This is a genomic window from Streptomyces sp. NPDC026659 (assembly GCF_040638245.1).
Taxonomy (GTDB): domain Bacteria; phylum Actinomycetota; class Actinomycetes; order Streptomycetales; family Streptomycetaceae; genus Streptomyces.
On record NZ_JBEZXY010000014.1, the window covers coordinates 147,600 to 169,869 of the forward strand.

The following is a 22,270-nucleotide window of genomic DNA, read 5'->3' on the forward strand; positions in this document are numbered from 1 at the left end:
TCCATCCACCGGGGAGTCCTCGGTGAGGGGCCGGGGGCACAGGGGGTTTCGGGGGGAAGCATGTCCGGTGCTGTGCGTGTGTCCTTGGTGGCCGTGCTGCTGCTCGTGGGGGCGGGTACGGCGGTGGCGGCCCCCGCTCATCCGGCCGGAGCGAGAGTCGAGCGGGTCAGCTCGGGGTCGGACGGGAGTCAGCTGCCGAAGGCGTCGGCGGGCGGTGTCGTCAGTGCCGACGGGCGGTACGCGGCGTTCCTGGGCAACGACCCCGCGGGCGGTATCGACAAGTTGCTGTATCTCAAGAACCTGCGCAGCGGCAGGCTCACGAAGGTGCCCGAGAACCTGGTGTACACCATGATCACCGGGCTCAGCGCCGACGGCCGCCGCATCGCGTACTCCGACAGCAACCGCTATCCCAAGCCGTACGTCTACGACCGCGTGACCGGCGAGACGCAGCTGCTGTGGCCCGCCGAGGGCGACGCGTACGAGCTGGGCGAGACGGCGGCCATCAGCGGCGACGGCCGGAGCGTGGCGTACACGCTCGGCAACCGGCACGGCCTGGAGTACGCGAACGTCCTCTACGTCCGCGACCTGGCCACCGGCGCGGACGACCAGATCATCAAACTGGACCGCGAATCCGGGCTCAACGGCGCCTCGCTCGACGCGCAGGGCCGCACCCTCGCGTACGGCATCACCACGAGCAGCGGCGACGGCCAGATCTATGTGAAGGACCGCCGCACCGGCACGACCCGCCGCGTCGACACCGGCACCCAGGCCTATTTGGTCCAGCTCTCCGCCGACGGCGACCGCGTGCTGTTCAACGTCCACCTCGGGGACGGGGTGTGGGTCGCCTACCTGCGCGACCTCCGCACCGACGAGGTCCGCCGGATCGCCGACGGCCCCGCCGCCGCGGGCGACGGCTCACTGCGGCACATCCTGCTCACCGACGGCGACTCCCTGGTCCTGCGCGACCTCCGTACCGGTCGGCAGCGCACCGTCGCCCCGACCGCGTCCGCCACCGCACGCTCCGGCTCGGTCACCCGGAACGGCGACGCGGCCGTCTTCACCTCCACCGCCGCCGACCTGGTCCCGGGCGACACCAACGAGGTCTCGGACGTGTTCGTCACCCGGCCCCGCCGGTAGCGGCCTGAGTACGCCTCGCAGCTCGCCGGTCGTCGCGGACCGCGTACGGGATCTTGAGACCACGATCAGCCCATGGCAGGCTCATGCCGCATGATCGATGAATTCGCGAAGAACAACCTGCACGGGAGACTGCGGCGGGACCGCGAGGCGCTGCTCTGGAAACTCGACGGCCTGTCCGAGTACGACGCCCGCCGGCCGTTGACGGCGACCGGGACCAACCTCCTCGGTCTGGTCAAGCACGTGGCCACCGTCGAGGCCAGGTACTTCAGCGAGGTCTTCGACCGCCCTTCCCCGGAGCCGCTGTGCCGGTGGCAGGACTCCGACGGCGGCGATCTGTGGGCGACCGAGGACGAGAGCCGCGATCGGATCATCGGGTTCTACCGGCGCACATGGGAACACTCGGACGCGACGATCAACGCGCTTCCCCTCGACGCCGTCGGCCACGTGCCGTGGTGGCGGGAGCCCGAGCCCAACACGAACCTGTTCGCCGTCATGGTCCATGTTCTCAGCGAGACCGTCCGGCACGCCGGGCACGCCGACATCCTGCGCGAGGGCCTCGACGGCCGGACCGGGCTGCGCGCCGAACACGAGGGGCGGATCGACGAGGAAGCCCGTGCGGCCTACCGCGCGAAGATCGAGCAGGCCGCCAGGTCGGCTGCGCCGATCAAGGCGTAGCCGGTCGGACTCCCACCCGGTCGCCCACCCCACCGAGACCCAACTCGCCCTCACCGAGCGGCGCGAAGAAGCGTTCCACGTCGGCTTCGGTGACCTCGGCCAGGGTCGCCGGGGACCACCGCGGGTCGCGGTCCTTGTCGATGATCTGGGCGCGGACGCCCTCCACGAGGTCGGGGCCGGTCAGGCCCGCGCAGGAGACGCGGTACTCCTGGTCGAGGACCTCCTCCAGGGTGCCGAGCCGCCGGGCGCGCCGCATGGAGGCGAGGGTGACCTTCAATGCGGTGGGCGACCTGGTGAGCAGGGTCTGCGCGGCTTCCTTCGCGGCGGGATCGTCGTGCGCGAGCAGTCCGTCGAGGATCTCCTCGACCGTGCCGGCGCCGTAGCAGGCGTCGATCCACTCCCGGTGCCGGGCCAACTCCCCTTCCGGGGGCGCCTGTACGTGCCGTGCGACGGCCTCGCGCACGGGCAGCGCGGCGAGGTCGTCCAAAAGGGCGGGGAGCGCCTCGGAGGGTACGTAGTGGTCGGCGAGCCCGCACAGCAGCGCGTCGCCCGCGCCGACGGCGACGCCCGTGAGCGCGAGATGCGTGCCCAGTTCACCGGGTGCGCGGCCGAGCAGCCAGGTGCCGCCGACGTCGGGGACGAATCCGATGCCGGTCTCGGGCATGGCGACCCGGGACCGCTCGGTGACGATCCGGACCCTGCCGTGCGCGGAGATGCCGACGCCGCCGCCCATGACGATGCCGTCCATGACGGCGACGTACGGCTTGGGGTAGCGGGCGATACGGGCGTTGAGCCGGTACTCGTCGCGCCAGAACGCGGCGGAGGCGGTGCCGTCGCCGTCCCGGGCGTCGTCGTGCACGGCACGGATGTCCCCGCCCGCGCACAGCCCGCGCTCCCCCGCCCCGGTGACGACGACGGTCTCGACGGCGGGGTCGTGCTCCCACGCGGTGAGCGCCTCGTCGATCCGCCGCACCATGGCGTGATTCAGCGCGTTGATCGCCCGGGGCCGGTTGAGCACGACGTGACCGGCGCGCCCGGCGGTGCGCAACAGTACGGACTCCTCGCCGCCGCTCATCCGTTCTCCTCCGTCAGGCCAGGGGTCACGACGCCTCGCATGATCTCGTCGTTTCCTTCCAGAATGCAATGGTCACCGTCAAGCGCTCTCGCCGTCCCGGCTGTCCATCCACTGTTGGACACCCGGGGCCGAACGCAGCAACTCGAGGACAGGCATGCCCTCCTCGCGCGAGGTCACCGTCGGCAAGGAAGGGAAGGTCTCCGGCAGGACGTCGAGCAGGCTGAGTACGCGCTCTCCCGAGCGCAGCGCGATCAACAGCTCGCAGCGCAACTGGCGTGGAACGTCCGAGCGGTGGAAGAGGTAGTGCCAGAAGGCGGGCCGCAGATAGTGCCGCCCGCAGGGCTCGGCATGCTCCCGGACCCACTCCGGATCGAGTCGTCGGCTCAGCCCCAAGTCCCATGCACACTGCTCCAGTTCGAGCAGCGAGTCGGTGGTGACGGCCTTCAGTTTTCGCGGTACCGGCAAGTCCGGGAGTTCGTCCATGGCGGTCATCCTCGCGTGGGCCGGTCCCGTCAGCCCGAGAGTTCCGGGCCCTCGCCCGGCCTCTCCTGATGGGAGTACCGCTGCTCGCGCCAGGGGTCGCCGATGTTGTGGTAGCCGCGTTCCTCCCAGAAGCCCCGGCGGTCCTCGGTGAGGTATTCGACGGCGCGGAGCCATTTGGGGCTTTTGTAGCCGTAGAGGTGGGGGACGACCAGGCGGAGGGGGAAGCCGTGTTCGGCGGTGAGGGGTTCGCCGTTGTGGTGGGTGGCCAGGAGGGTCTCGGGGGCGTCGAAGTCGGACAGGCGCAGGTTGGCCGAGTAGCCGTACTCCGCCCAGGCCATGACGTGGGTGACCTCGGGTGCGGGCGGGACCAGGTCGAGGAGGGCCCGCGCGGGGATGCCGTACCACTCGTGGTCGGTGGAGGTGGGGCCCGTGGCACAGTGCAGGTCGGCCACGACGGTGGTGTGCGGGAGCGCGGTCAGGTCGTCGAACAGCCACTGCCGCTCCTTGCCGGAGGCGGTGGCGCCGAAGACGCGCAGGTTCCAGCGTTCGGGGCGGAAGCGCGGTACGGAGCCGTAGTGCGAGACGGGCCAGCCGTGGACGAGGCGCTGCCCGGGCGGTATCCGATCAGGTGCGTCGGTGGGGGCGCCTTGTCCGTTGCCGGCCACGTGGTTGTCCCCTCTCCGCCCGTGCCCCGGGGCACAGCTGCCTACCAGAGCAGCGTAGGTGCTCCCGTGGAGCGGGGCACGGGGTGGGGCCGGGAAGGGGGCGGAGGCAAGGGCCCCGCCCCGCCTCGCGTCACACGCTGGCCAGCGACACCTCCGTCGACTTGATCAGCACGACGACCGGCGAGCCGACCGCCAGCCCCAGGTCGAGCACCGCGTCCCTGGTGATCGCCGCCGTCAGCTCGCCCTCGTCGACGGCGACGCGCACGGTGGCCATCGCGCCGCCGACGGCCAGGCCGGTGACCGTGCCGGGCAGCTGATTGCGGATGGACAGCCCCTCCACCCGGCCCGTGGCAAGCGCGACCTCGGTGGACTTCATCATGGCCCGCACGGCGGACCCCTCGGCCAGGCCAAGGTCCTTGACGGACTCCAGGGTGATCGCCGCCGTCAGACGTTGACCGCCGTCGAGGCGCACCTGCACGGTCGCCATCACCTCGCCGTGGACGATGTCGGTGACGGTGCCGGGGATCTGGTTGCGAATGCTCAAGTTCATGGCGCTCCTCACGGAGAGAGGTCGTCTATGCCCTGTGCGTGTACGGGCACAAGCTAGCCGTGACAGCCAGTCGCGTCGCATCACCCCTCGCATTCGCCACCCTCGTGGCCGTAATAGGCTGGCAAACGAGAGGTACGAAGACCCGTTCCCGCCTTTACCCCCGCCGCCCGGCGGGGGTACGGGTCGCGCGTGAGGTGGTGAGCCGTGATCCAGATCGTCGAACACACAGCGGCGGAGAGCCCCTCCGCCATCGGCGCCGCACTCGCCGCCACCGGTCTTCCGGTACGGGTCTGCCGCGTCTGGGCGGGTGAGCGGGTGCCGGACACGGTGGACGGCATGGTCGCCCTGGTCGTGCTGGACGGCCCGACGACCGTGCCCGCCCCCGGCGCCCAACTGGCGTTGCTGCGTGCCGCCTTGGAGGCCGAGGTGCCGGTGCTGGGCGTCGGGGCGGGGGCGCGGCTGCTGGCCCTGGCGGCCGACGGCGGCGCCGGAAGGGGCGGGCTCCCCGACCGCTCGCGCGTCCCGCACGACGAGGGCGATGTACGGGTCCTCCGAATCGGCCCGTCGGCCTGGGGGGTCCAGCTCCACCAGCTCCACCAGATCCCTCAGGCCGACGGCGTGTACGGCCGTTTCGCCGCCCTCGTCGCGGACCGGGCCGAGCGGACCACGACGCGCGCGTTCTTCACGCGCCGGGCGGCGGGCTGGGACGAGCGGTTCACCGACGACGGCCCCCGGTACGCGGCCGCCGCCCACCGGATGGAACTGCGGCCCGGACAGCGGGTGTTGGACGTGGGCTGCGGCACCGGCCGGGTACTGCCCGCCCTGCGTGACCAGGTCGGCCCGGCGGGCGTCGTGGCGGGCGTCGACCTCACCTCCGCCATGCTGACGGCCGCCGCGCACCAAGGCCGGGGTGAACAGGGCCACTTGGTCCTGGCCGACGCCTGCCGTCTCCCGCTGCGGGCCGGGGCGGTGGACGGCGTGTTCAGCGCGGGCCTGCTCAACCATCTCCCCGACCCGCGCCGGGCGCTGCGCGAGTGGGCCCGGGTGAGCGCCCCGGACGGCGTCCTGCTGCTCTTCCACCCCTCGGGCCACGTCGAACGCGCCGCCCGCCACGGCCGCCCCCTCGCCCCCGACGACCCGCTGACCGAGGTCAACCTGCTCCCCGCCCTGCGCGCGACGGGCTGGCGGGCGGTGTGCTACGAGGACGCCCCGCACCACTTTCTGCTGCGCGCGGTCCGCCGGGCGGGCTGAGTCACGCCCGAACTCACCTCTCAGGAAAGGCTGTTCGCCCGGTCGGCGCGGCGCAGCAGCGGCTCGGGGAGGGAGGCGTCCACGAACGCGTCGCGCGGGTGGGCCATCGCGGGCAGGCCGACCGTCTCCCGGCGCAGGAAGACGGCGAGCGTCCAGTCGAGGAAGACCCGCAGCTTGCGGTTCATGGTCGGCACGCGGCTGCCGTGGTAGAGCCGGTGGAACCACCAGGCGGGGCGGCCCTTGAGCCGGTACTTGCCGAACAGGATGGCCACACCCTTGTGCAGGCCGATGCTTGCGACCGCGCCGAGGTTCTTGTGCCGGTAGACCCTCGGCTCGTCGTCGCGCAGCCGGGCGATGACGTTGTCGCCGAGGACGAGGGCCTGTCGTACGGCGTGCTGCGCGTTCGGCGGGCACCAGGCGCCCTCGCCCGACGCGAGGTCCGGCACCTGGGCGTTGTCTCCGGCGGCCCAGACGTGGTCCATGTCCTGTACCTGGAGGGTGGGGGCGGTGTCGATGTGGCCCTTCGGGCCGAGCGGCAGGCCGAAGTCGGCGAGCAGCGGGCTCGGCTTGACGCCGGCCGTCCAGACGATGGTGGAGGCGGGGGTCTCGACGCCGTTCTTCAGCACCACGTGCTGGTGGAGGCAGGACTCCATGGAGGTGTTGAGGTAGACCTCGATGCCGCGCTCCTCCAGCTTCTGCATCGTCCACACCCCCAGGTCGGGGCCCATTTCGGGCAGGATGCGGTTCGCCGCCTCGACCATGATGAAGCGCATGTCGTCGCGGCTGACGTTGCTGTAGTTCTCCGCCGCGTCCCGGGCCATGTCCTCGATCTCGCCGATGGCCTCCACGCCCGCGAAGCCGCCGCCGACGAACACGAAGGTGAGCGCCTTGCGGCGGACCTCCGGGTCGGTGGTGGAGTCGGCCTTGTCGAGCTGCCACAGCACGTGGTTGCGCAGGCTGATGGCCTCTTCGACCGTCTTCAGGCCGATGCCGTGCTCCGCGAGACCGGGGATGGGGAAGGTGCGCGACACGGAGCCGGTGGCGACCACGAGGTAGTCGAAGGGCAGCTCGTACTCGTCGCCCGCCGCGGGCACGATGGTGGCGGTCTTCGCCGCGTGGTCGACGGCGACGACATGCCCGGTGACGACCTCCGCGCCCTTCAGCGCCGGGCGCAGCGGGGCGACGAGGTTGCGGGCGGCGATGTTGCCTCCGGCGGCCTCGGGGAGGAAGGGGAGGTACGTCATGTACGGGCGCGGGTCGACCACGGTGACGGCGGCCTCGTGCTTGTGCAGTTTCTTGAGGAGGCGCAGGGCGGTGTACAGCCCGACGTAGCCACCGCCGACGATGAGAATCCGGGGCGGCTTGGTGGTGCCGGTGCTGGGCATGGAGGAAGGGCCTTTCTGGGGAGGGGCGAGCGGCGGGGTACGGGGCAGGGGCGGGCGGAGCGCTAGGGCCTGTCTTTCGGATCAGGCCGCTCCAGCCGAGCGAGCTTTTCGGCCGACCCGAGCGGGGGCTGGTGCGTGCAGCTGCAAGGCGGAGGAGGGAGTCGACGCGGAGTGATGGGGGTGCCCCCTGCTCGAGCGCAGCCGAGAGCTTGGGGGAGACCGACGACAACGCCGCAGATGTGCGTGCCAGCCCCCGCGACTCGGGCTGATCCGAAAGACAGGCCCTAGCTCTGCGCGGTGACGGGCGCTCCGGTCTGCGTGTCGACCTGCGCACCGGCGCCCTTGGCCGGGCGGGCGATCACGCTGTACGCGATGCCGACCAGGACCGCGCCGCCGACCAGGTTGCCGAGGCCGACGAAGAGCAGGTCACGGGCGAAGGCGCCGATGGTGACGCCGGGGACGTGCTGGAAGAGGCCGAGCGAGAAGTACGTCATGTTGGCGACGACGTGCTCGAAGCCGGAGCCGATGAAGGCGAGCAGACACCAGAAGATCAGGGCGATCTTGGCGCCGTCGGAGCGGGTCCGGCCGGCCATCCACAGGGCGAGGCAGACCAGGAAGTTGCACAGGACCCCGCGGAAGAAGAGCGCCTCGGTGCTCTCGTGGATCTTCGTGGTCAGCATGCCGGTGAGCAGGGTGGCGCCGGGGGCGGGCTTGCCGGGGACACCGGCCATGTCCAGGACACCGGCGCTGTGCACGATCCAGGCGAAGACGATCGAGCCGATCAGGTTGCCGATGAAGGAGAAGACGATGACGCCGACCGCGCCGAGCAGCGACACGCGCCGCCTACTCACTCCCTGGGTCATCGTCAGCACGTTGCCGGTGCACAGTTCCGACCCGGCGAAGACGACGAGGATCAGCGCGATGCCGAAGACGCCGCCCTGGACCAGCTTGGTCCACGCGGAGTGCTGGGCACCGAGCGGCCCGGTCACCATGATCAGGAGGACACCGGCCACGCCGATAAAGGCTCCGGCGAGTGCGGAGAGCAGCAGATAACGGCCGGGACTGCGGAGCTGGGACACCTTGGTCCGCGCTGCGGCGGCCTGTTCTTCCAAGGCGTGCTGAAGGGGAATGGGCACGGTGACTCTCTCGGTGCTGATGCCCGTCGAGGACGGCACTCGTCCCGATAGGCAACGGTTATGACGGCGTCGGGCGGCGTCTTCTAAGAAATTCATTGATTACACGGCAAGAGGTCGCCCCCTCCGGTTTTTCACCCCCGGAGAAAACGACCTCTTATGCCGACGGAAATTCCGTCCTGTCCGCGTCGGAGCAACCCGGCCCACACCGGCGATGGGGAAACTCCGGACGAGGGGACCGTGGCCGGGGCGGGCGAGACCGGTATCGTCCGCCCCTGTCACAGCCAGTGGGGCTTACTTCTTCTTGTCGCCCGCGGTGTAGGAGGCGGCGCCGGTGCCGGCGAGCTTGCCGCCGTCGACGATGAGGTACTCGTCGCGGATCGGGGTGCCGTCGAAGAAGTTCTCCAGGATCTCCCGCGTACCGGCCGCGTAGCGGGCCTGGGCGGTAAGGGAGGTGCCGGAGATGTGGGGGGTCATGCCGTTGAAGGGCATGGTGCGCCACGGGTGGTCCGCCGGGGCGGGCTGCGGGTACCACACGTCACCGGCGTAGCCGCCGAGCTGACCCGACTCCAGGGCGCGGACCACGGCGTCGCGGTCGACGATCTGGGCGCGGGCGGTGTTCACGATGTAGGAGCCCTTGCGCATGCTGTTCAGGAGCTTCTCGTCGAACAGGTTCAGCGTCTCGGGGTGGAGCGGGGCGTGGATGGAGACCACGTCCACGTTCTTCGCGAGGTCCTGCGCGGTGGGGTGGAAGGTGAGGTTCAGCTCCTCCTCGATCTCCTTGGGCAGCCGGCGCTTGTCGGTGTAGTGGAGCTTGACGTCGAACGGCTTCAGACGGCGCAGGACCGCGACACCGATGCGGCCGGCGGCGATGACACCGACGTCCATGCCCTCGAGGTCGTAGGAGTGCGAGACGCAGTCGGCGATGTTCCAGCCGCCCTCGGCCGCCCACTTGTGGGAGGGGAGGTAGTTGCGGACCAGGGACAGCACCATCATCACGGCGTGCTCGGCGACGCTGATGGAGTTGGAGTAGGTGACCTCGGCGACCGTGATGCCGCGGGCGATCGCCGAGTCCAGGTCCACGTGGTCGGAGCCGATACCGGCGGTGAGGGCGAGCTTCAGCTTGGGGGCCTTGGCGATGCGCTCGGGGGTGAGGTAGGCGGGCCAGAACGGCTGCGAGATGACGACGTCGGCGTCGGGCAGGTGGCGGTCCAGCTCCGAGTCCGGGCCCTCCTTGTCCGAGGTCACGACCAGCTCGTGGCCGCGCTCCTCCAGGAACCGGCGCAGGCCCAGCTCGCCGGAGACGCTGCCGAGCAGCTCGCCCGGGGTGAAGTCGATGGCCTTCGGCGACGGCAGGGTCTGACCGCCCGGGTAGCCCTCGATCTTCGGCAGGTCGTTACGGGCGTACTTCGGCGGGAAACCCGTCACCGGGTCCGGGTACAGAACACAGACAATCTTCGCCACGATTTCCTCCTGTGTGAGACCACGGAATTTCGCTCCGGAATTCCTTTCCGGTTTCCGTGTCGATAACAACCTTCCACCCGGGCACCCGAGGCCGTCAAAGAAGGGAATTCGACCGCTTGATAGGAGATGCCTATCTGTACGTCATTCAACTAGCTGACGGCGGCGCGGCCACGCGCCGGCCAGGCGCCAAGGAAGGGTCAATTCACCTGCACGACAAGGGATTTGACGACCACCTATGACCCACACCCCACCCCGGGGAGCCCCCACCCACCCACCCGATCGGCCCCCACCCCCACCCCCGCGACCCGCGCGACAGTGACCCACGACACAGCGATCGGGCCTTTCATGCATACGCAAATGCCAGGTTGACCGCCACAGAAGGCCGCACATGCGAGCCGTGAGAGCGTCTCGAACACGCAGATGCGTCCAACACGGCCCAGGAGTGCGTCCAGGCGCCCCTGGGGCCGACCGGGGGAGCCTTCCTCTGATTTACCGGGCTCGTACGTCCCCACAGGCAGCGAATGCGACCGCTCGAAAACCGCCTCGGCATATCGCGCCTAGGTTGAAACAGACGCCACCGCATTCACAGGAGAATCGCCATGAGCCTGAGCATTCGCAATCAGATCCCCGGCACCGTCACCGAGATCGCGCACGGGGAGGCGATGGCCACGGTGAAGGTGCGTGTCGACAGCGGCCCGGACCTCACGGCGGCGATCACCGAGGACGCCGTACGGGATCTCGGGCTCACCGAGGGCTCCGCCGTGCGGGCCATGATGAAGTCCACCGAGGTCGCGCTCGCGACCGGGGAGGTGGAGGGGCTGTCCATCCGCAACCAGCTGCCCGGCACGGTCAGTGAGGTCACCGCAGGACCCTCGATGGCGGCCGTGAAGGTCGCCGTCGAGGCGGGCGAGCTGACGGCCGCCATCACCAGGGACGCGGTGGACGATCTCGGTCTGGCGGCCGGTACGCGCGTCGTCGCGCTCATCAAGTCGACCGAGGTGTCCCTGGCCAACGCCTGACGGGCGGGCCTGCCGGCGAGCCCGCCCTCTCAAGGCACCCGATAGCAGGCGCTGTCGGCAGGCCCCGTCAGCGCACCACCAGCCGGTACGGCCCCTGAGGCACCAGCTCCCCGATCACCGGCGCGCCCGGCACCTCCCCCGCGACGAGCAGCCCGCCGGAGGTCTGGGCATCGGCCAGGAGCAGCCGGGTCACCTCGTCGGCGTCGCCGAAGTCCGTGTACGGCGCGACCCAGTCGAGGTTGCGCCGTGTACCGCCGCTGACGTACCCCTCGCGGGCGGCTTCCACGGCGCCGTCGAGGTACGGGACGGCGGCGGAGTCGATGACGGCGGTCACCCCGGAGGCGCGCGCCATCTTGTAGAGGTGGCCGAGGAGGCCGAACCCGGTCACGTCGGTGGCGCAGACGGCGCCCGCGGCCAGCGCGGCCCGCGCCGCGTCGCGGTTGAGTTCGACCATCGTCTCCACCGCCTGCGGGAAGACCTCGCCCGTCGTCTTGTGCCGGTTGTTGAGGACGCCCAGGCCGAGCGGCTTGGTCAGCGACAGCGGGACGCCCGCGCGTCCGGCGTCGTTGCGCAGCAGGCGGTCCGGGTCGACGACGCCGGTCACGGCCATGCCGTACTTGGGCTCGGGGTCGTCCACGCTGTGGCCGCCGCCGACCGCGCAGCCCGCCTTCGTGGCGACGTCCAGGCCGCCGCGCAGCACCTCGCGGGCCAGGTCGAAGGGGAGCACGTCGCGGGGCCAGCCCAGCAGGTTGACGGCGACGAGCGGGGTGCCGCCCATGGCGTAGACGTCGGAGAGGGCGTTGGCGGCGGCGATGCGGCCCCAGTCGTAGGGGTCGTCCACGACGGGGGTGAAGAAGTCGGCGGTGGCGACGGCGGCGAGCCCGCCGGGCAGCCGGACCACCGCCGCGTCGTCACCGTGCTCAAGACCCACGAGCAGGTCGTCCGTGGCCGAGCCCGGGGGTGTGAGTCCGGTGACGATCTCCTCCAGCTCGCCCGGCGGGATCTTGCAGGCGCAGCCGCCGCCGTGCGCGTACTGGGTGAGCCGCACGGTGTCGCGCTCGGGGGTGGGGCGGCCGTCGGTGCGGATGTCGGTCATGACTGTCTCAGTCCTCGCTCACGTCTGCGGGTGGGGCGTCCGGGGTGCGTTCAGGTCGCGTCCTCGGGGGAATGCCGTGTGGCGTGTTGACTCGGGGCGGGGGCGGGGGTTCCATGGCCGCGTGGCCCGGGGCATCCGTCCCGTGACGGCCCGCGGGGAGACGTAAGGGTGCCTGGTGGCCCTCCCGGTCTTCAAAACCGAGGTGTCCGAGCAACTCGGGCAGGCGGGTTCGATTCCCGTCCGTCTCCGCCAGTACCCGCGCTCTCTCAGCCGGGGAACCCCGCTCATTCCGCGCTCCGGCAGCGCCGCAGGGCGCCCTCCACGCGCACGGTGTGGCCGTGCCGGTCCAGATACTCCAGGAGCGGGATGCCGACCCGGCGGGTGGTGTGCAGTGCCCGGCAGGCCTGGCTCGCGGTGAACGGCTGCTCCAGCCGGGCGAGCACGGCGGCGGCCCGGGCATCGGCCCCCGGCAGCAGCACGAGACCCTTGTCGATGCGCAGGAGCGCGCCCGCCGCCTCGGCCGCCGCCAACAGCTTCGGCGTGAGCCCGAGTTCGCGCAGCCGGTCGGCGTCCGGGGCGTGGAACGGCTCGCGGGTGAGGTCCTCACGTACTCGTGCGACGGCTGCCTCGACCTCGGGCGGGAGGTTCGGGCGGGCCTCCGCGCCGTAGATCCGGCCCTCGCTGTGCCGCAGACCGGGGGACTGGGCGAGCAGGGCGTCGACGAGGGCGCGGTCCGGCAGCCCGAGCGCCTGGCGGGCCTCCTCCGGGGGCAGTCCGGGCTCCAGGGGCTGGCGGGCGGCGTGCTGCTCGACCTCTTCCGCCAGGCGGGTCTTCAGCGCGGCCCAGTGGTCCGGGTCCGCGAGCCAGTCCCCGGCGACGGGTTCGGCGGGGGGCGGTACGCCCATGGCGAGCAGGTCGGTGCGGCGGATCAGGCCGCGGCGACGGAGTTCGGCGGCGCCGTCGGCACGCCCTGGCGTGGTGCTCAGTTCGAGGTCGCGGGCGGCGGCCGCGCCGCGCCGGGTGAGCCGGGGCGGGCGGACGTCGAGGACGGTGATCCCGGCCGGGACGCGGTGGCGGCCGGGGTCGCGCAGCAGGGCGCCGTCGCCGACGCGCAGCGGGAGCGGTGCGGCCAGGCGCAGGCGTACGGTGTCCTCGCCGAGCGGGCGGACCGTGACGGGGACCGCCGCCGAGCCCGCGTGGAGGGTGAGTTCGCGCGGCAGGTCGCGGGCGGCGTCGCCGCGCAGCCGTACGTCGATCGTGTCGCTGGTGAGCCAGCGGCCCGGGGTGAGCAGCGCGTCGCCCCGGCGCAGCGTCCCGGCGCCGGGCCCGGTGACGTTGACGGCGACCCGGGCGACCGCGCCGGTCTCCTGGCGGGTCTCCTTCAGGCTCTCCAGGCCGCGCACCCGCAACAGCACTCCGTCGCGCGCCAGTTGGAGCCGGTCACCGACGCGCAGGGTGCCCGCGCCGAGGGTGCCGGTGACGACGGTGCCGTGGCCGCGCACGGTGAAGGCGCGGTCCACCCACAGCCGTACGTCGCCGCCCAGGTCCGGGGCGGGCAGTTCGCCGGCCAGCCGGACCAGGGCGGCGCGCAGGTCGTCCAGGCCCTGGCCGGTGACCGCGCTGACGGCGACGCTCGGGACCTTGCCGAGGGAGGATTCCGCGATGCGGGCGAGGGCCTGTTCGCGGGTGGCCTCGGGGTCCGCGAGGTCGCTGCGGGAGACGGCGAGCAGGCCGTGCCGTACACCGAGCGCGTCGAGGACGGCGAGGTGTTCCTCGGACTGGGGCTGCCAGCCCTGGTCGGCGGCGACGACGAAGAGGACGGCGGGGACGGGGCCGACTCCGGCGAGCATGTTGCCCACGAGGCGTTCGTGTCCGGGTACGTCCACGAAGGCGAGGTCACCCGCGCCGGGCAGGCGGGTCCAGACGAAGCCGAGGTCGAGGGTCATGCCCCGGCGGCGTTCCTCGGCCCAGCGGTCGGGTTCCATGCCGGTGAGGGCGCGCAGCAGGGCGGACTTGCCGTGGTCGACATGTCCGGCGGTGGCGACGACGTGCACGGTCAACTCCCCGTTCCGGTGGCTTCGGTGTCCTCGGCGGGCCCGGACTGCCGTACGGCTTCGGCGAGTTGGGCGTCGGCGTCCTCGGGTACGGCGCGCAGGTCGAGCAGGCAGCGGCCGTTCTCGACGCGGGTCATCACGGCGGGGTCGGCCTGGCGCAGCCGGGCTGCGTACTCGGCGGGCAGGGAGACGGCGGCGCTGGGCAGGGTGACGCCGGGGGCGCCGCCGCCGCCGACGACGGCCTCGCTGTCGACGCCCCGGCTGTCGACGCCGTCGGCGCGGAGCATCGCGGCGAGCCGCTGGGCGCGCTCGCGCAGTTCCGCCACATCGGCGCGGAGCGCGGCGACGGTCGGGGTGCGGGGTCCGCGTACGGTCGCCTCCAGGGCGGCGAGGGTGAGTTTGTCGACGCGCAGGGCGCGGGCGAGGGGGTGCCGGGCCAGGCGTCGTACGAGGTCGGCGTCGCCGAGGAGGAGCCCGCACTGGGGGCCGCCGAGGAGTTTGTCGCCGCTGGCGGTGACCAGGGAGGCTCCGGCGCGCAGCCAGGTGGTGGCGTCGGGTTCGTCGGGCAGGGCGGGTTCGGGGGTGAGCAGCCCGGAGCCGATGTCGGCGATCACGGGGACGCCGAGACCGGCGAGTTCGGTCACGGAGGCTTCGCTGGTGAAGCCGGTGACGCGGAAGTTGGAGGGGTGGATCTTGAGGATGAAGCCGGTGTCGGGGCCGACGGCGGCTTCGTAGTCGGCGCGGGTGGTGCGGTTGGTGGTGCCGACCTCGCGGAGCCGGGCGCCGGTGGAGACGAGCAGGTCGGGCAGGCGGAAGCCGTCGCCGATCTCGACCATCTCGCCCCGGCTGACGACGATCTCGCGGCCCTGGGCCAGCGCGGTGGCGGCCAGGACGAGCGCGGCGGCGCCGTTGTTGACGACGTGGGCGTCCCCGGCGGCCGGTACGGCGCGCCGCAGGGCGTCAAGCGCGGAGCGGCCGCGCCGGGAGCGGGCGCCGGTGGCGAGGTCGAGTTCGACGTCGGTGGTACCGGAGGCGGCCAGGACGGCGTCGCGGGCGGCTTCGGAGAGCGGGGCGCGGCCGAGGTTGGTGTGCAGCAGGACGCCGGTGGCGTTGAGGACGGGGCGCAGCGCGGAGGCGGTGGCGGGCAGGGCGGCCACCGCGCGGTCGGCGATCTCGGCGACGGGCACCTCGCCGGTGCGGGCCCTGTCCTGGACCCGGGCGACGACCTCCTTGACGAAGTCGCGCCCCAGGCGCAGCGCGGCCGCGTCGAGCCGGGGGTCGGCAAGGAGCACGTCGGTACGGGGCAGCCGCCGTCGTTCGTCGACGGGCGGGGCGGCGTCCGTGGCGGAGGCTTGACGGCGGTCCATCGGGCACCCTCGTTCTGGCCTGGCCGGCTGAGGCACCTGCCAGGCTACGACGGTCGGGGCCCGGGGGCACCCGCGCCACACCGGCCGGGACGGTCACGGGCCGCCCCGCCGCCCGGTCACTGTCCGCCCTGCTGTTCCTCCTGCCGCCCCTGCGTCCGTGCCTCTTCCTCCTGCCGCTGCCGTTCCTGTTCCGCGCGCCGGGCATTGAGGCGTTCGCGCTGCGGCTTCACCACGTAGATCGGGTCCTTGGTGGATTCCACGCCCGCCTCGAAGGTGCCGAAGCGCTGGAAGCCGCTGCCCGCGACGAGGGCGAGTCCGCCGAGCACGGCGGCGATGCGGCTGCGCCGGGCGAGGGTGACGGCGACGAGCGTGCCGGCGAGGGTGAGGCGCTCCGACGTCTGGCGCAGGTGGTGCGGCTCGCCGTGGGTGAAGGTGGAGGTCTCGAAGTCCGGCTTGCGGTCGATGAGGCGGGCGGCCGTGATCTCGATCGCCGCGCCGAGGACGGCCAGTTTGCGGGCGGGGCCCGCCTCCTTGAGCGGCGTCGTGGCGAGGGCGAGACCCGCGGCGCTGGCGGCCGCGGAGCCGGTGAAGACGAACGGCATCTCCCGGTAGGCGCCGTGCCAGGCGGGCACGGCGGTGTCGGCGAGCAGGACGGCCGTGTAAGAGGCGAGGGCGGGCGCGATCACTGCGGCGGACATGCCGCTCAGCCGGGCGACCCACTTGAGCAGGGGGCCGTAGCGGCTGTGGGTGCGCCAGGACTTCGGCAGGCATTCGACCATGCCGGCCAGGGAGCTGCCCGGGCCGTAGGACATGAGGATCCAGGTGCCCATGGACATCGGGGAGGTCGGCTTGGCCACGCGCATCATGTGGTGGAAGCGCAGGGGGCGGCCGAGGTCTCCGATGAGGAGGTAGCTGGAGGCGAGCAGGGCGCCGAAGCCGCCGATGCGGCAGGAGCGGCACAGCGCGGGCCGGTTGGTGAGGTCGGCGCCCACGGAGAGCAGGGTGGCGCCCGCCGAGAGTCCGCCGGTGAGGAGGTAGGCGGGGACCATCCACTCCCAGACCGGGGGTTTGAGTACGGGGCGGCCGTAGTACGACTTGAAGTCGGCGTCGGGGACCATCGACTCCTCGCCGCCGTGCTTCTTCTTCCGCTTGCGGCCGCCGTCGCCGGAGGCGTGCCCGCCTCCGTTGCCGGGCGCGTGCTCGGTCATCGGCGTCCTCCCTTGAAGAACACGGCTGCGGTCGCGGCCACCATGAGCGCGCCGGCCACTCCGGCGTGCTTCCACATGGAGCCCACGTCCCGGGTGGTGACGATCGGGTCCGGCGGCAGTCCGTAGACCTCGGGCTCGTCGAGGAGCAGGAAGAAGGCGCCGTCGCCGCCGACGCCGTCCTCCGGGTCGCGGCCGTAGAGCTGGGCGGACTCCACGCCCGCGTTCTGGAGCTGGGCCAGCCGGTGGTCGGCGCGTTCGCGCAGCTCGTCCAGCTCGCCGAACTGGATGGAGTCGGTGGGGCACGCCTTGGCGCAGGCGGGTTCGAGGCCGCCCTTGAGCCGGTCGTAGCACAGGGTGCACTTCCAGGCGCGGCCGTCGTCGGGGCGCCGGTCGATGACGCCGTAGGGGCAGCCGGAGACGCAGTAGCCGCAGCCGTTGCAGATGTCGGGCTGGACGACGACGGTGCCGAACTCGGTGCGGAAGAGCGCGCCGGTCGGGCAGACGTCCAGGCAGCCCGCGTGGGTGCAGTGTTTGCACACGTCGGAGGACATCAGCCAGCGGAAGTCCTGCCGGGTCTCCGCGCCGCTCCCGGCGCCGGGCAGGTCGAAGCTGGGGAAGCCCAGGTCGACCGGTTCGGTGCCGAGTTCGCCGCCCGCGCGGTGGCCCTTGCGGAGCGCGCCTGCGACGGTCTCGGCGGCCGTCTCGGTGCCGGAGGGGCCGGTGGGCAGGCCGACCAGACCGGAGTCCTGGTCGCCGAGTCTGAGGTCCTGCTCGATGAAGGCGACGTGCCGCCAGCTGCTGGCGCCGAGCGAGCCGGTGTTGTCGTACGACATACCGGTGAGCTCGAAGCCGTCGGCGGGGACGGCGTTCCACTCCTTGCAGGCGACCTCGCAGGCCTTGCAGCCGATGCAGACGGAGGTGTCGGTGAAGAACCCCATCCGCGGCGGGTGGTCGTCGGGGTATCCGGCGTCCCCGGCGGGGTCGGCCAGCGGTCCGAAGAAGCTGTTGTCCCAGCCCTCCTCCGGCTGCCCGGCGGTGCCTCCGGCCGCGTCCTCGGCCGTGTGGTCCATGTCCGTGCTCATGAATCCTCCGGTCCGTAGCCCGGGGTGGCGGTGCGGCCCCCGCCCGGCTGCTCCCCGTCCGGTGCGCCCGACGACATCTCGTCCTCGGGGTAGTCGACCGTCAGCTCGTGGGTGCCGGTGTCCAGGGTGACCCCGGCGCGGCGCCGGTACTCCTCGACGTACGCCAGGAGTTCGCGGCCGCGGGGTCGTCGGCCGGGCTGGATGTCGCAGGTCATGACCTTGCTCTCCTGGATCAGCACGTTGGAGTCGAGCACGACGCCGATCAGGTCGTTGGTCACGTCGCCGACGGTGATGCCGAGGTTGCCCCAGTGGATGGGCATCCACATCTGGTGCACCGTGCGGCCGTCGAGTTTCAGCGGCGCCAGCCGGTCGGTGACGACCACCTTGGCCTCCACCGCGGTACGGCTGGTGATCACGTGGGCCCAGCCCATGTGGTGCAGCCCCCGCTCGGCGGCCAGCTCCGGCGACACCTCGACGGTGAGACCGGGTTGCAGCTCCGAGAGGTAGGGCAGCGTGCGGCTCATCGCGCCGGCCGTGTGGTGCTCGGTGTACCGCGACGCGGTGAACACGTACGGGAACACTTCCTCGTGCGGCTGGGGCGGCGAGGGGTTGTAGGGGTTGAAGGTCTTCTTGTAGATGGTCCGCGTCGGGTTGGACTGCTGCCCGTACAGGGGGTTGCGGACGGGCGACTCCTCCGGCTCGTAGTGGGTGGGCAGGGGCCCGTCCACCAGGCCGGTCGGCGTGTACAGCGCCGCCTTGCCGTCGCCCATCATGATGAAGGCGTCGTCGCCGGAGAGTGCCTCCGGACCGTGCGCGTCCGGCGCGGGCCGGAAGTCCGGTGGCTTGTGCCGCTGGAAGTCGGGCGTGTCGCCGCCGACCCATTCCCGCTTCTCCTCGTCCCACCAGACGAGGGCCTTGCGGGCGCTCCACGGGCGGCCCTCGGGGTCGGCCGACGCCCGGTTGTAGAGGATCCGCCGGTTCAGCGGCCAGACGAAGGCCCACTTGCCTTCCCAGATCGGGTGCTCGAAGCGGGAGTTGCGCCGCCGCGCCAGGTTGGTGTCGTCCGCGTAGACGCCGGTGTAGATCCAGCAGCCGCACTTGGTGGAGCCGTCGTTCTTGAGTTCCTCGTAGCTGCTCAGGGTGCGGCCGGTCGTCAGGTCGATGCCGTTGATGTGGCGCAGGACGTCCGCGGCCGAGGGCTCGTCGCCCTCCTCCATCTCGTAGTCCCAGGCCATGTCGAGGAGGGGGCGGTCGCGCTCGTCCTCGGAGTGCTGGAGCTTCTCCCGGAGGATCCGGCCGAGGTGGTAGAAGAACCACAGGTCGGAGCGGCGGTCGTCGATGGGTTCGACGGCCACGTCACGCCACTGGATCATGCGCTGCGTCTGGGTGAAGGTGCCGCACTTCTCCACGTGGGAGGCGGCGGGGAAGAAGAACACCTCGGTGGGGCACTTCTCGGTGGAGATCTCGCCACGCTCGATCTCCGGTGCGTCCCGCCAGACGGTCGCGCTCTCGATCATCGCGAGGTCACGGACGACGAGCCACTCCAGATTGGCCAGGCCGAGCCGCTGGAGCTGCCCGTTCGCCGAGCCGACGGCGGGGTTCTGCCCCATCAGGAAGTACCCGTAGACCTTGCCGGCGATCATGTCCATGGTCGTCTGGTAGGTGCCGTGGTCGCCGTCGATGCGTGGCAGGTAGTCGTAGCAGAAGTTGTTCTCCGGGGTGGCCACGTCGCCCCAGTACTCCTTCAGGAGGGAGATCATGTAGGCGTCGGCGTTCCACCAGTAGCCCTTGCGGTAGACGTGCCGCACGTCCTCCACGAACTTCTCCAGCGTGTGGTGGGTGACGTTGGGCATCGGCATGTAGCCGGGCAGCAGGTTGTACAGGGTCGGGATGTCCGTGGAGCCCTGGATGCTGGCGTGACCGCGCAGGGCGAGGATGCCGCTGCCGGGCCGCCCGAGGTTGCCGAGCAGCATCTGGACGATGGAACCGGCCCGGATGTACTGGGCGCCGACGGTGTGCTGGGTCCAGCCCACGCTGTAGATGAGCGCGGTGGTCTTCTCGCGGCCCGAGTTCTCGGTCCAGGCGCGGCAGACGTCCAGGAACTGCTGCTGGGTGATGCCGCAGACCCGCTCGACCATCTCCGGCGTGTACCGGGCGTAGTGCCGCTTGAGGACCTGGAGCACACAGCGCGGATGCGTCATGGTGGGGTCGGTCGCGATCGTGCCGGGCGGACCGGGGGGCGCCTCGTGGCCGCCCTTCGCCTGCGCGGGGGTGGCGGAGATGAGCGTGCTGCCCTGCCGTCCGTCGGCGCCCTTCTCGACGGTCTCGTACGCCCAGCTGGAGCTGTCGTAGCTGCCCGTCTCGGGGTCGTAGCCGCTGAAGAGGCCGTCCAGTTCCTCGGTGTCCCGGAAGTTCTCGTTCACCATGAACGTGGCGTTGGTGTACGCCTTCACGTACTCCTTGAAGTGCAGGTCGTTGGAGAGGATGTAGTTGACCACTCCGCCGAGGAACGCGATGTCGCTGCCCACCCTGATCCGCACGTGCTGGTTGGCATGCGCGCTGGTGCGGGTGAAGCGCGGGTCGATGTGGATGACCCTCGTGCCGCGCACCTTGGCCTCGGTGACCCACTGGAAGGCCACCGGATGGGCCTCGGCCATGTTCGAGCCCATCAGGATGATGCAGTCGGAGTTGGTGAGGTCCTCCGGGTAGTTGGTGGCGCCGCCGCGTCCGATCGAGGTTCCCAGACCGGGAACCGTGGCGGAGTGTCAAATACGGGCCTGGTTCTCGATCTGGATGGCGCCGAGGGCGGTGAACAACTTCTTGATGAGGTAGTTCTCCTCGTTGTCCAGCGCCGCGCCGCCGAGACCCGCGAAGCCCAGGGTGCGGCGGAGCACCCTGCCCTGCTCGTCGGTGTCCTGCCAGCCCCTGCGCCGGGCGTCCAGGACCCGGTCGGCCACCATGTCCATGGCCCGGTCCATGTCCATGCGCTGCCACTCGGTGCCGTACGGCGGCCGGTAGAGCACATAGTTCTCGCGCTGCGGCCCGGTGACGAGCTGCTTGCTGCACGAGCCCTTGGGGCACAGGCGTCCCCGGTTGACGGGGCTGTTCGGGTTGCCCTCGATCTGGATGACCTTCTCGTCCTTCACGAAGACGTTCTGCGAGCAGCCCACCGCGCAGTAGGGGCAGACCGAGTGCACGACCCGGTCCGCCGTCTCGGTGCGTGGCTGGAGCGTGCGGGACCGCTTCGACTGGACGGCCTTGCCTCGGCCCAGCCAGTCGGCCCCGGTGATCTGCCGGTAGACCGGCCAGAGTTCCAGCAACCGTTTGACGACCATGTGCCCGCTCCTTCGCGCAAGGGGCCTAGCCTCATCTCGACGCTACCGGCTGGGGAGCGAGTCGCAAGTCCTGGCGGGAACGCGGGCAGGTCAGAGGGTGCGGGCCGTGGTGAGCGCGCGGGCGGCGTCGGCCAGTGCGGCGGCCGCCCGGTCGACGTCCTCGGCACTCGTCCAGCGGCCCAGCGAGAGGCGTACGGCGCCCAGGGCGCGGGTGTCGTCGTACCCCATGGCGCTCAGCACGGGCGAGGGGGTGTGGGCGCCGCTGTGGCAGGCGGACCCGGTGGAGGCGGCCAGGCCGGGGGCGGCGGCGAGGAGGTCGTGTCCCGTGGTGCCCTCGACGCTGATGTTGAGGGTGCCGGGCAGGCGGCGCTCGCAGCCGTTGAGGTGCACCCGGCCCGGCAGGGCACGCTCGAGCGCCCGGTGCAGGCGGTCGCGCAGCTCGGTGAGGCGCCGTGCCTCGCCCGACGCGAGTTCCCGGGCGGCCAGGTCGGCGGCGGTGCCGAGGGCGACCGCGAGGGCGACGTTCTCGGTGCCCGCGCGCAGACCGTGCTCCTGGCCGCCGCCGTACACCACGGGTTCCAGGCGGACGCCGGTGCGGACGCAGAGGGCGGCGATGCCCTTCGGGGCGTACATCTTGTGGCCGACGACGGTGAGGAGGTCGGCGCCGAGGGCTCCGATGTCGAGGGGGACCTTGCCCGCGGCCTGGGCGGCGTCGCAGTGCAGGAGGGCGCCGTGGTCGTGGGCGAGGCGGGCGAGGTCGGCGACGGGCTGGAGGGTGCCGGTCTCGTTGTTGGCGGCCATGACCGAGACGACGGCGGTGCGGTCGTCCAGCGCGGCGGCGAGGTCGGCGGGGTCGACCAGGCCGCGCGCGTCGACCGGCAGATACGTGACCTCGACGCCGTCGAGGCGGTGCAGGGCCTGGCAGGTCTCCAGGACGGAGGGGTGCTCGGTGACCTGGGTGATCACCCGCCGCCGGCCCTCGGGGGCGGCGAGCACGGCGCCGCGCAGGGCGAGGTTGTTCGCCTCGGACCCGGAGCCGGTGAAGACGATCTCCGCCGGGTCGGCGCCGACGAGCGCGGCGACCTGGCGGCGGGCCCTGGCCAGCGCCTGGCGGGGTGCGGCGGCGTAGGCGTGGCCGCTGGAGGGGTTGCCGAAGCCGCTCGCGAGGAGGGGCAGCATGGCGTCGACCACGCGGGGGTCGACGGGGGTGGTGGCGTTGTGGTCGAGGTAGACGACCCGTGCGCCGTCGCGGGTCGGATCGGGCGGGGCGACGTACGGTCCGTTCACGGCG

Annotated in this window: 18 protein-coding genes and 1 tRNA gene; 5 read left to right on the forward strand and 14 right to left on the reverse strand. The window is 71.9% G+C overall.

Annotated elements, in window-relative coordinates:
- Positions 1 to 60 precede the first annotated feature (60 nt).
- Entirely contained in the window at positions 61 to 1,137 is a 1,077-nt protein-coding gene (locus tag AB0E91_RS29335; RefSeq protein WP_361788041.1) for a hypothetical protein, read from the forward strand.
- A gap of 90 nt (positions 1,138 to 1,227) precedes the next feature.
- A complete protein-coding gene (locus tag AB0E91_RS29340; protein ID WP_361788043.1) occupies positions 1,228 to 1,812 on the forward strand; it encodes a DinB family protein in 585 nt (194 codons plus the stop codon).
- Here AB0E91_RS29340 and AB0E91_RS29345 read toward each other — a convergent pair.
- The 4 genes from AB0E91_RS29345 to AB0E91_RS29360 all read right to left on the reverse strand — a co-directional run bounded on the left by AB0E91_RS29345 (position 1,802) and on the right by AB0E91_RS29360 (position 4,585).
- Positions 1,802 to 2,887: an enoyl-CoA hydratase/isomerase family protein gene (locus tag AB0E91_RS29345; RefSeq protein ID WP_361788045.1), complete on the reverse strand. Its 1,086-nt coding sequence runs from the start codon at positions 2,885 to 2,887 to the stop codon at positions 1,802 to 1,804. The genes AB0E91_RS29340 and AB0E91_RS29345 overlap by 11 nt on opposite strands.
- Positions 2,888 to 2,965: 78 nt before the next feature.
- On the reverse strand, positions 2,966 to 3,370 hold the full coding sequence (locus AB0E91_RS29350; RefSeq protein WP_361788047.1) for a hypothetical protein: 405 nt from the start codon (positions 3,368 to 3,370) through the stop codon (positions 2,966 to 2,968).
- A 29-nt stretch (positions 3,371 to 3,399) separates the two neighbouring features.
- Positions 3,400 to 4,035: a sulfite oxidase-like oxidoreductase gene (locus tag AB0E91_RS29355; RefSeq protein ID WP_361788049.1), complete on the reverse strand. Its 636-nt coding sequence runs from the start codon at positions 4,033 to 4,035 to the stop codon at positions 3,400 to 3,402.
- Between the two features lie 130 nt (positions 4,036 to 4,165).
- Positions 4,166 to 4,585: a TOBE domain-containing protein gene (locus tag AB0E91_RS29360; RefSeq protein ID WP_361788051.1), complete on the reverse strand. Its 420-nt coding sequence runs from the start codon at positions 4,583 to 4,585 to the stop codon at positions 4,166 to 4,168.
- A 204-nt stretch (positions 4,586 to 4,789) separates the two neighbouring features.
- On the opposite strand from AB0E91_RS29360, the gene AB0E91_RS29365 reads away from it, so the two are divergent.
- Entirely contained in the window at positions 4,790 to 5,836 is a 1,047-nt protein-coding gene (locus AB0E91_RS29365) for a methyltransferase domain-containing protein (RefSeq protein WP_361788053.1), read from the forward strand.
- Positions 5,837 to 5,856: 20 nt separating this feature from the next.
- Here AB0E91_RS29365 and AB0E91_RS29370 read toward each other — a convergent pair whose 3' ends face one another.
- From AB0E91_RS29370 to AB0E91_RS29380, 3 genes are all read right to left on the reverse strand, one after another.
- The gene (locus AB0E91_RS29370; RefSeq protein WP_361788055.1) at positions 5,857 to 7,221 is read right to left on the reverse strand and encodes an NAD(P)/FAD-dependent oxidoreductase; all 1,365 of its coding nucleotides are present in this window, start codon (positions 7,219 to 7,221) and stop codon (positions 5,857 to 5,859) included.
- 284 nt (positions 7,222 to 7,505) lie between these two features.
- Complete coding sequence (locus AB0E91_RS29375) at positions 7,506 to 8,357, reverse strand: formate/nitrite transporter family protein (RefSeq protein ID WP_361788057.1); 852 nt, start codon at positions 8,355 to 8,357, stop codon at positions 7,506 to 7,508.
- Positions 8,358 to 8,648: 291 nt separating this feature from the next.
- Positions 8,649 to 9,818: an NAD-dependent formate dehydrogenase gene (locus tag AB0E91_RS29380; protein WP_361788059.1), complete on the reverse strand. Its 1,170-nt coding sequence runs from the start codon at positions 9,816 to 9,818 to the stop codon at positions 8,649 to 8,651.
- Positions 9,819 to 10,417: 599 nt separating this feature from the next.
- Between AB0E91_RS29380 and AB0E91_RS29385 the strand changes: the two genes are divergently transcribed.
- Positions 10,418 to 10,837 carry a TOBE domain-containing protein gene (locus AB0E91_RS29385; protein ID WP_361788061.1) on the forward strand — a complete coding sequence of 140 codons (420 nt, stop codon included), beginning with the start codon at positions 10,418 to 10,420 and terminating at the stop codon, positions 10,835 to 10,837.
- Between the two features lie 67 nt (positions 10,838 to 10,904).
- Here the strand turns inward: AB0E91_RS29385 and selD are convergent, their stop codons facing one another.
- Positions 10,905 to 11,933 carry a selenide, water dikinase SelD gene (gene selD / locus AB0E91_RS29390; RefSeq protein WP_361788063.1) on the reverse strand — a complete coding sequence of 343 codons (1,029 nt, stop codon included), beginning with the start codon at positions 11,931 to 11,933 and terminating at the stop codon, positions 10,905 to 10,907.
- 156 nt (positions 11,934 to 12,089) lie between these two features.
- On the opposite strand from selD, the gene AB0E91_RS29395 reads away from it, so the two are divergent.
- Positions 12,090 to 12,185, forward strand: a tRNA-Sec gene (locus tag AB0E91_RS29395).
- Positions 12,186 to 12,217: 32 nt separating this feature from the next.
- Here the strand turns inward: AB0E91_RS29395 and AB0E91_RS29400 are convergent.
- The 6 genes from AB0E91_RS29400 to AB0E91_RS29425 form a co-directional block, all read right to left on the reverse strand.
- Positions 12,218 to 13,987, reverse strand: coding sequence for a SelB C-terminal domain-containing protein (locus AB0E91_RS29400; protein WP_361788065.1), 1,770 nt, complete (start codon positions 13,985 to 13,987; stop codon positions 12,218 to 12,220).
- 2 nt (positions 13,988 to 13,989) lie between these two features.
- A complete protein-coding gene (selA, locus tag AB0E91_RS29405) occupies positions 13,990 to 15,354 on the reverse strand; it encodes an L-seryl-tRNA(Sec) selenium transferase (protein WP_361788067.1) in 1,365 nt (454 codons plus the stop codon).
- Between the two features lie 116 nt (positions 15,355 to 15,470).
- Positions 15,471 to 16,562, reverse strand: a complete 1,092-nt coding sequence (gene nrfD, locus AB0E91_RS29410; protein ID WP_361788069.1) for an NrfD/PsrC family molybdoenzyme membrane anchor subunit — start codon at positions 16,560 to 16,562, stop codon at positions 15,471 to 15,473.
- Positions 16,559 to 17,644 carry a 4Fe-4S dicluster domain-containing protein gene (locus AB0E91_RS29415; protein WP_361788071.1) on the reverse strand — a complete coding sequence of 362 codons (1,086 nt, stop codon included), beginning with the start codon at positions 17,642 to 17,644 and terminating at the stop codon, positions 16,559 to 16,561. The genes nrfD and AB0E91_RS29415 overlap by 4 nt, the downstream gene beginning before the upstream one ends.
- Positions 17,641 to 20,979, reverse strand: a complete 3,339-nt coding sequence (fdh, locus tag AB0E91_RS29420) for a formate dehydrogenase (protein WP_361788073.1) — start codon at positions 20,977 to 20,979, stop codon at positions 17,641 to 17,643. The genes AB0E91_RS29415 and fdh overlap by 4 nt, the downstream gene beginning before the upstream one ends.
- Before the next feature lie 90 nt (positions 20,980 to 21,069).
- Complete coding sequence (locus AB0E91_RS29425; protein WP_361788075.1) at positions 21,070 to 22,266, reverse strand: cysteine desulfurase family protein; 1,197 nt, start codon at positions 22,264 to 22,266, stop codon at positions 21,070 to 21,072.
- Between the last annotated feature and the right edge of the window lie 4 nt (positions 22,267 to 22,270).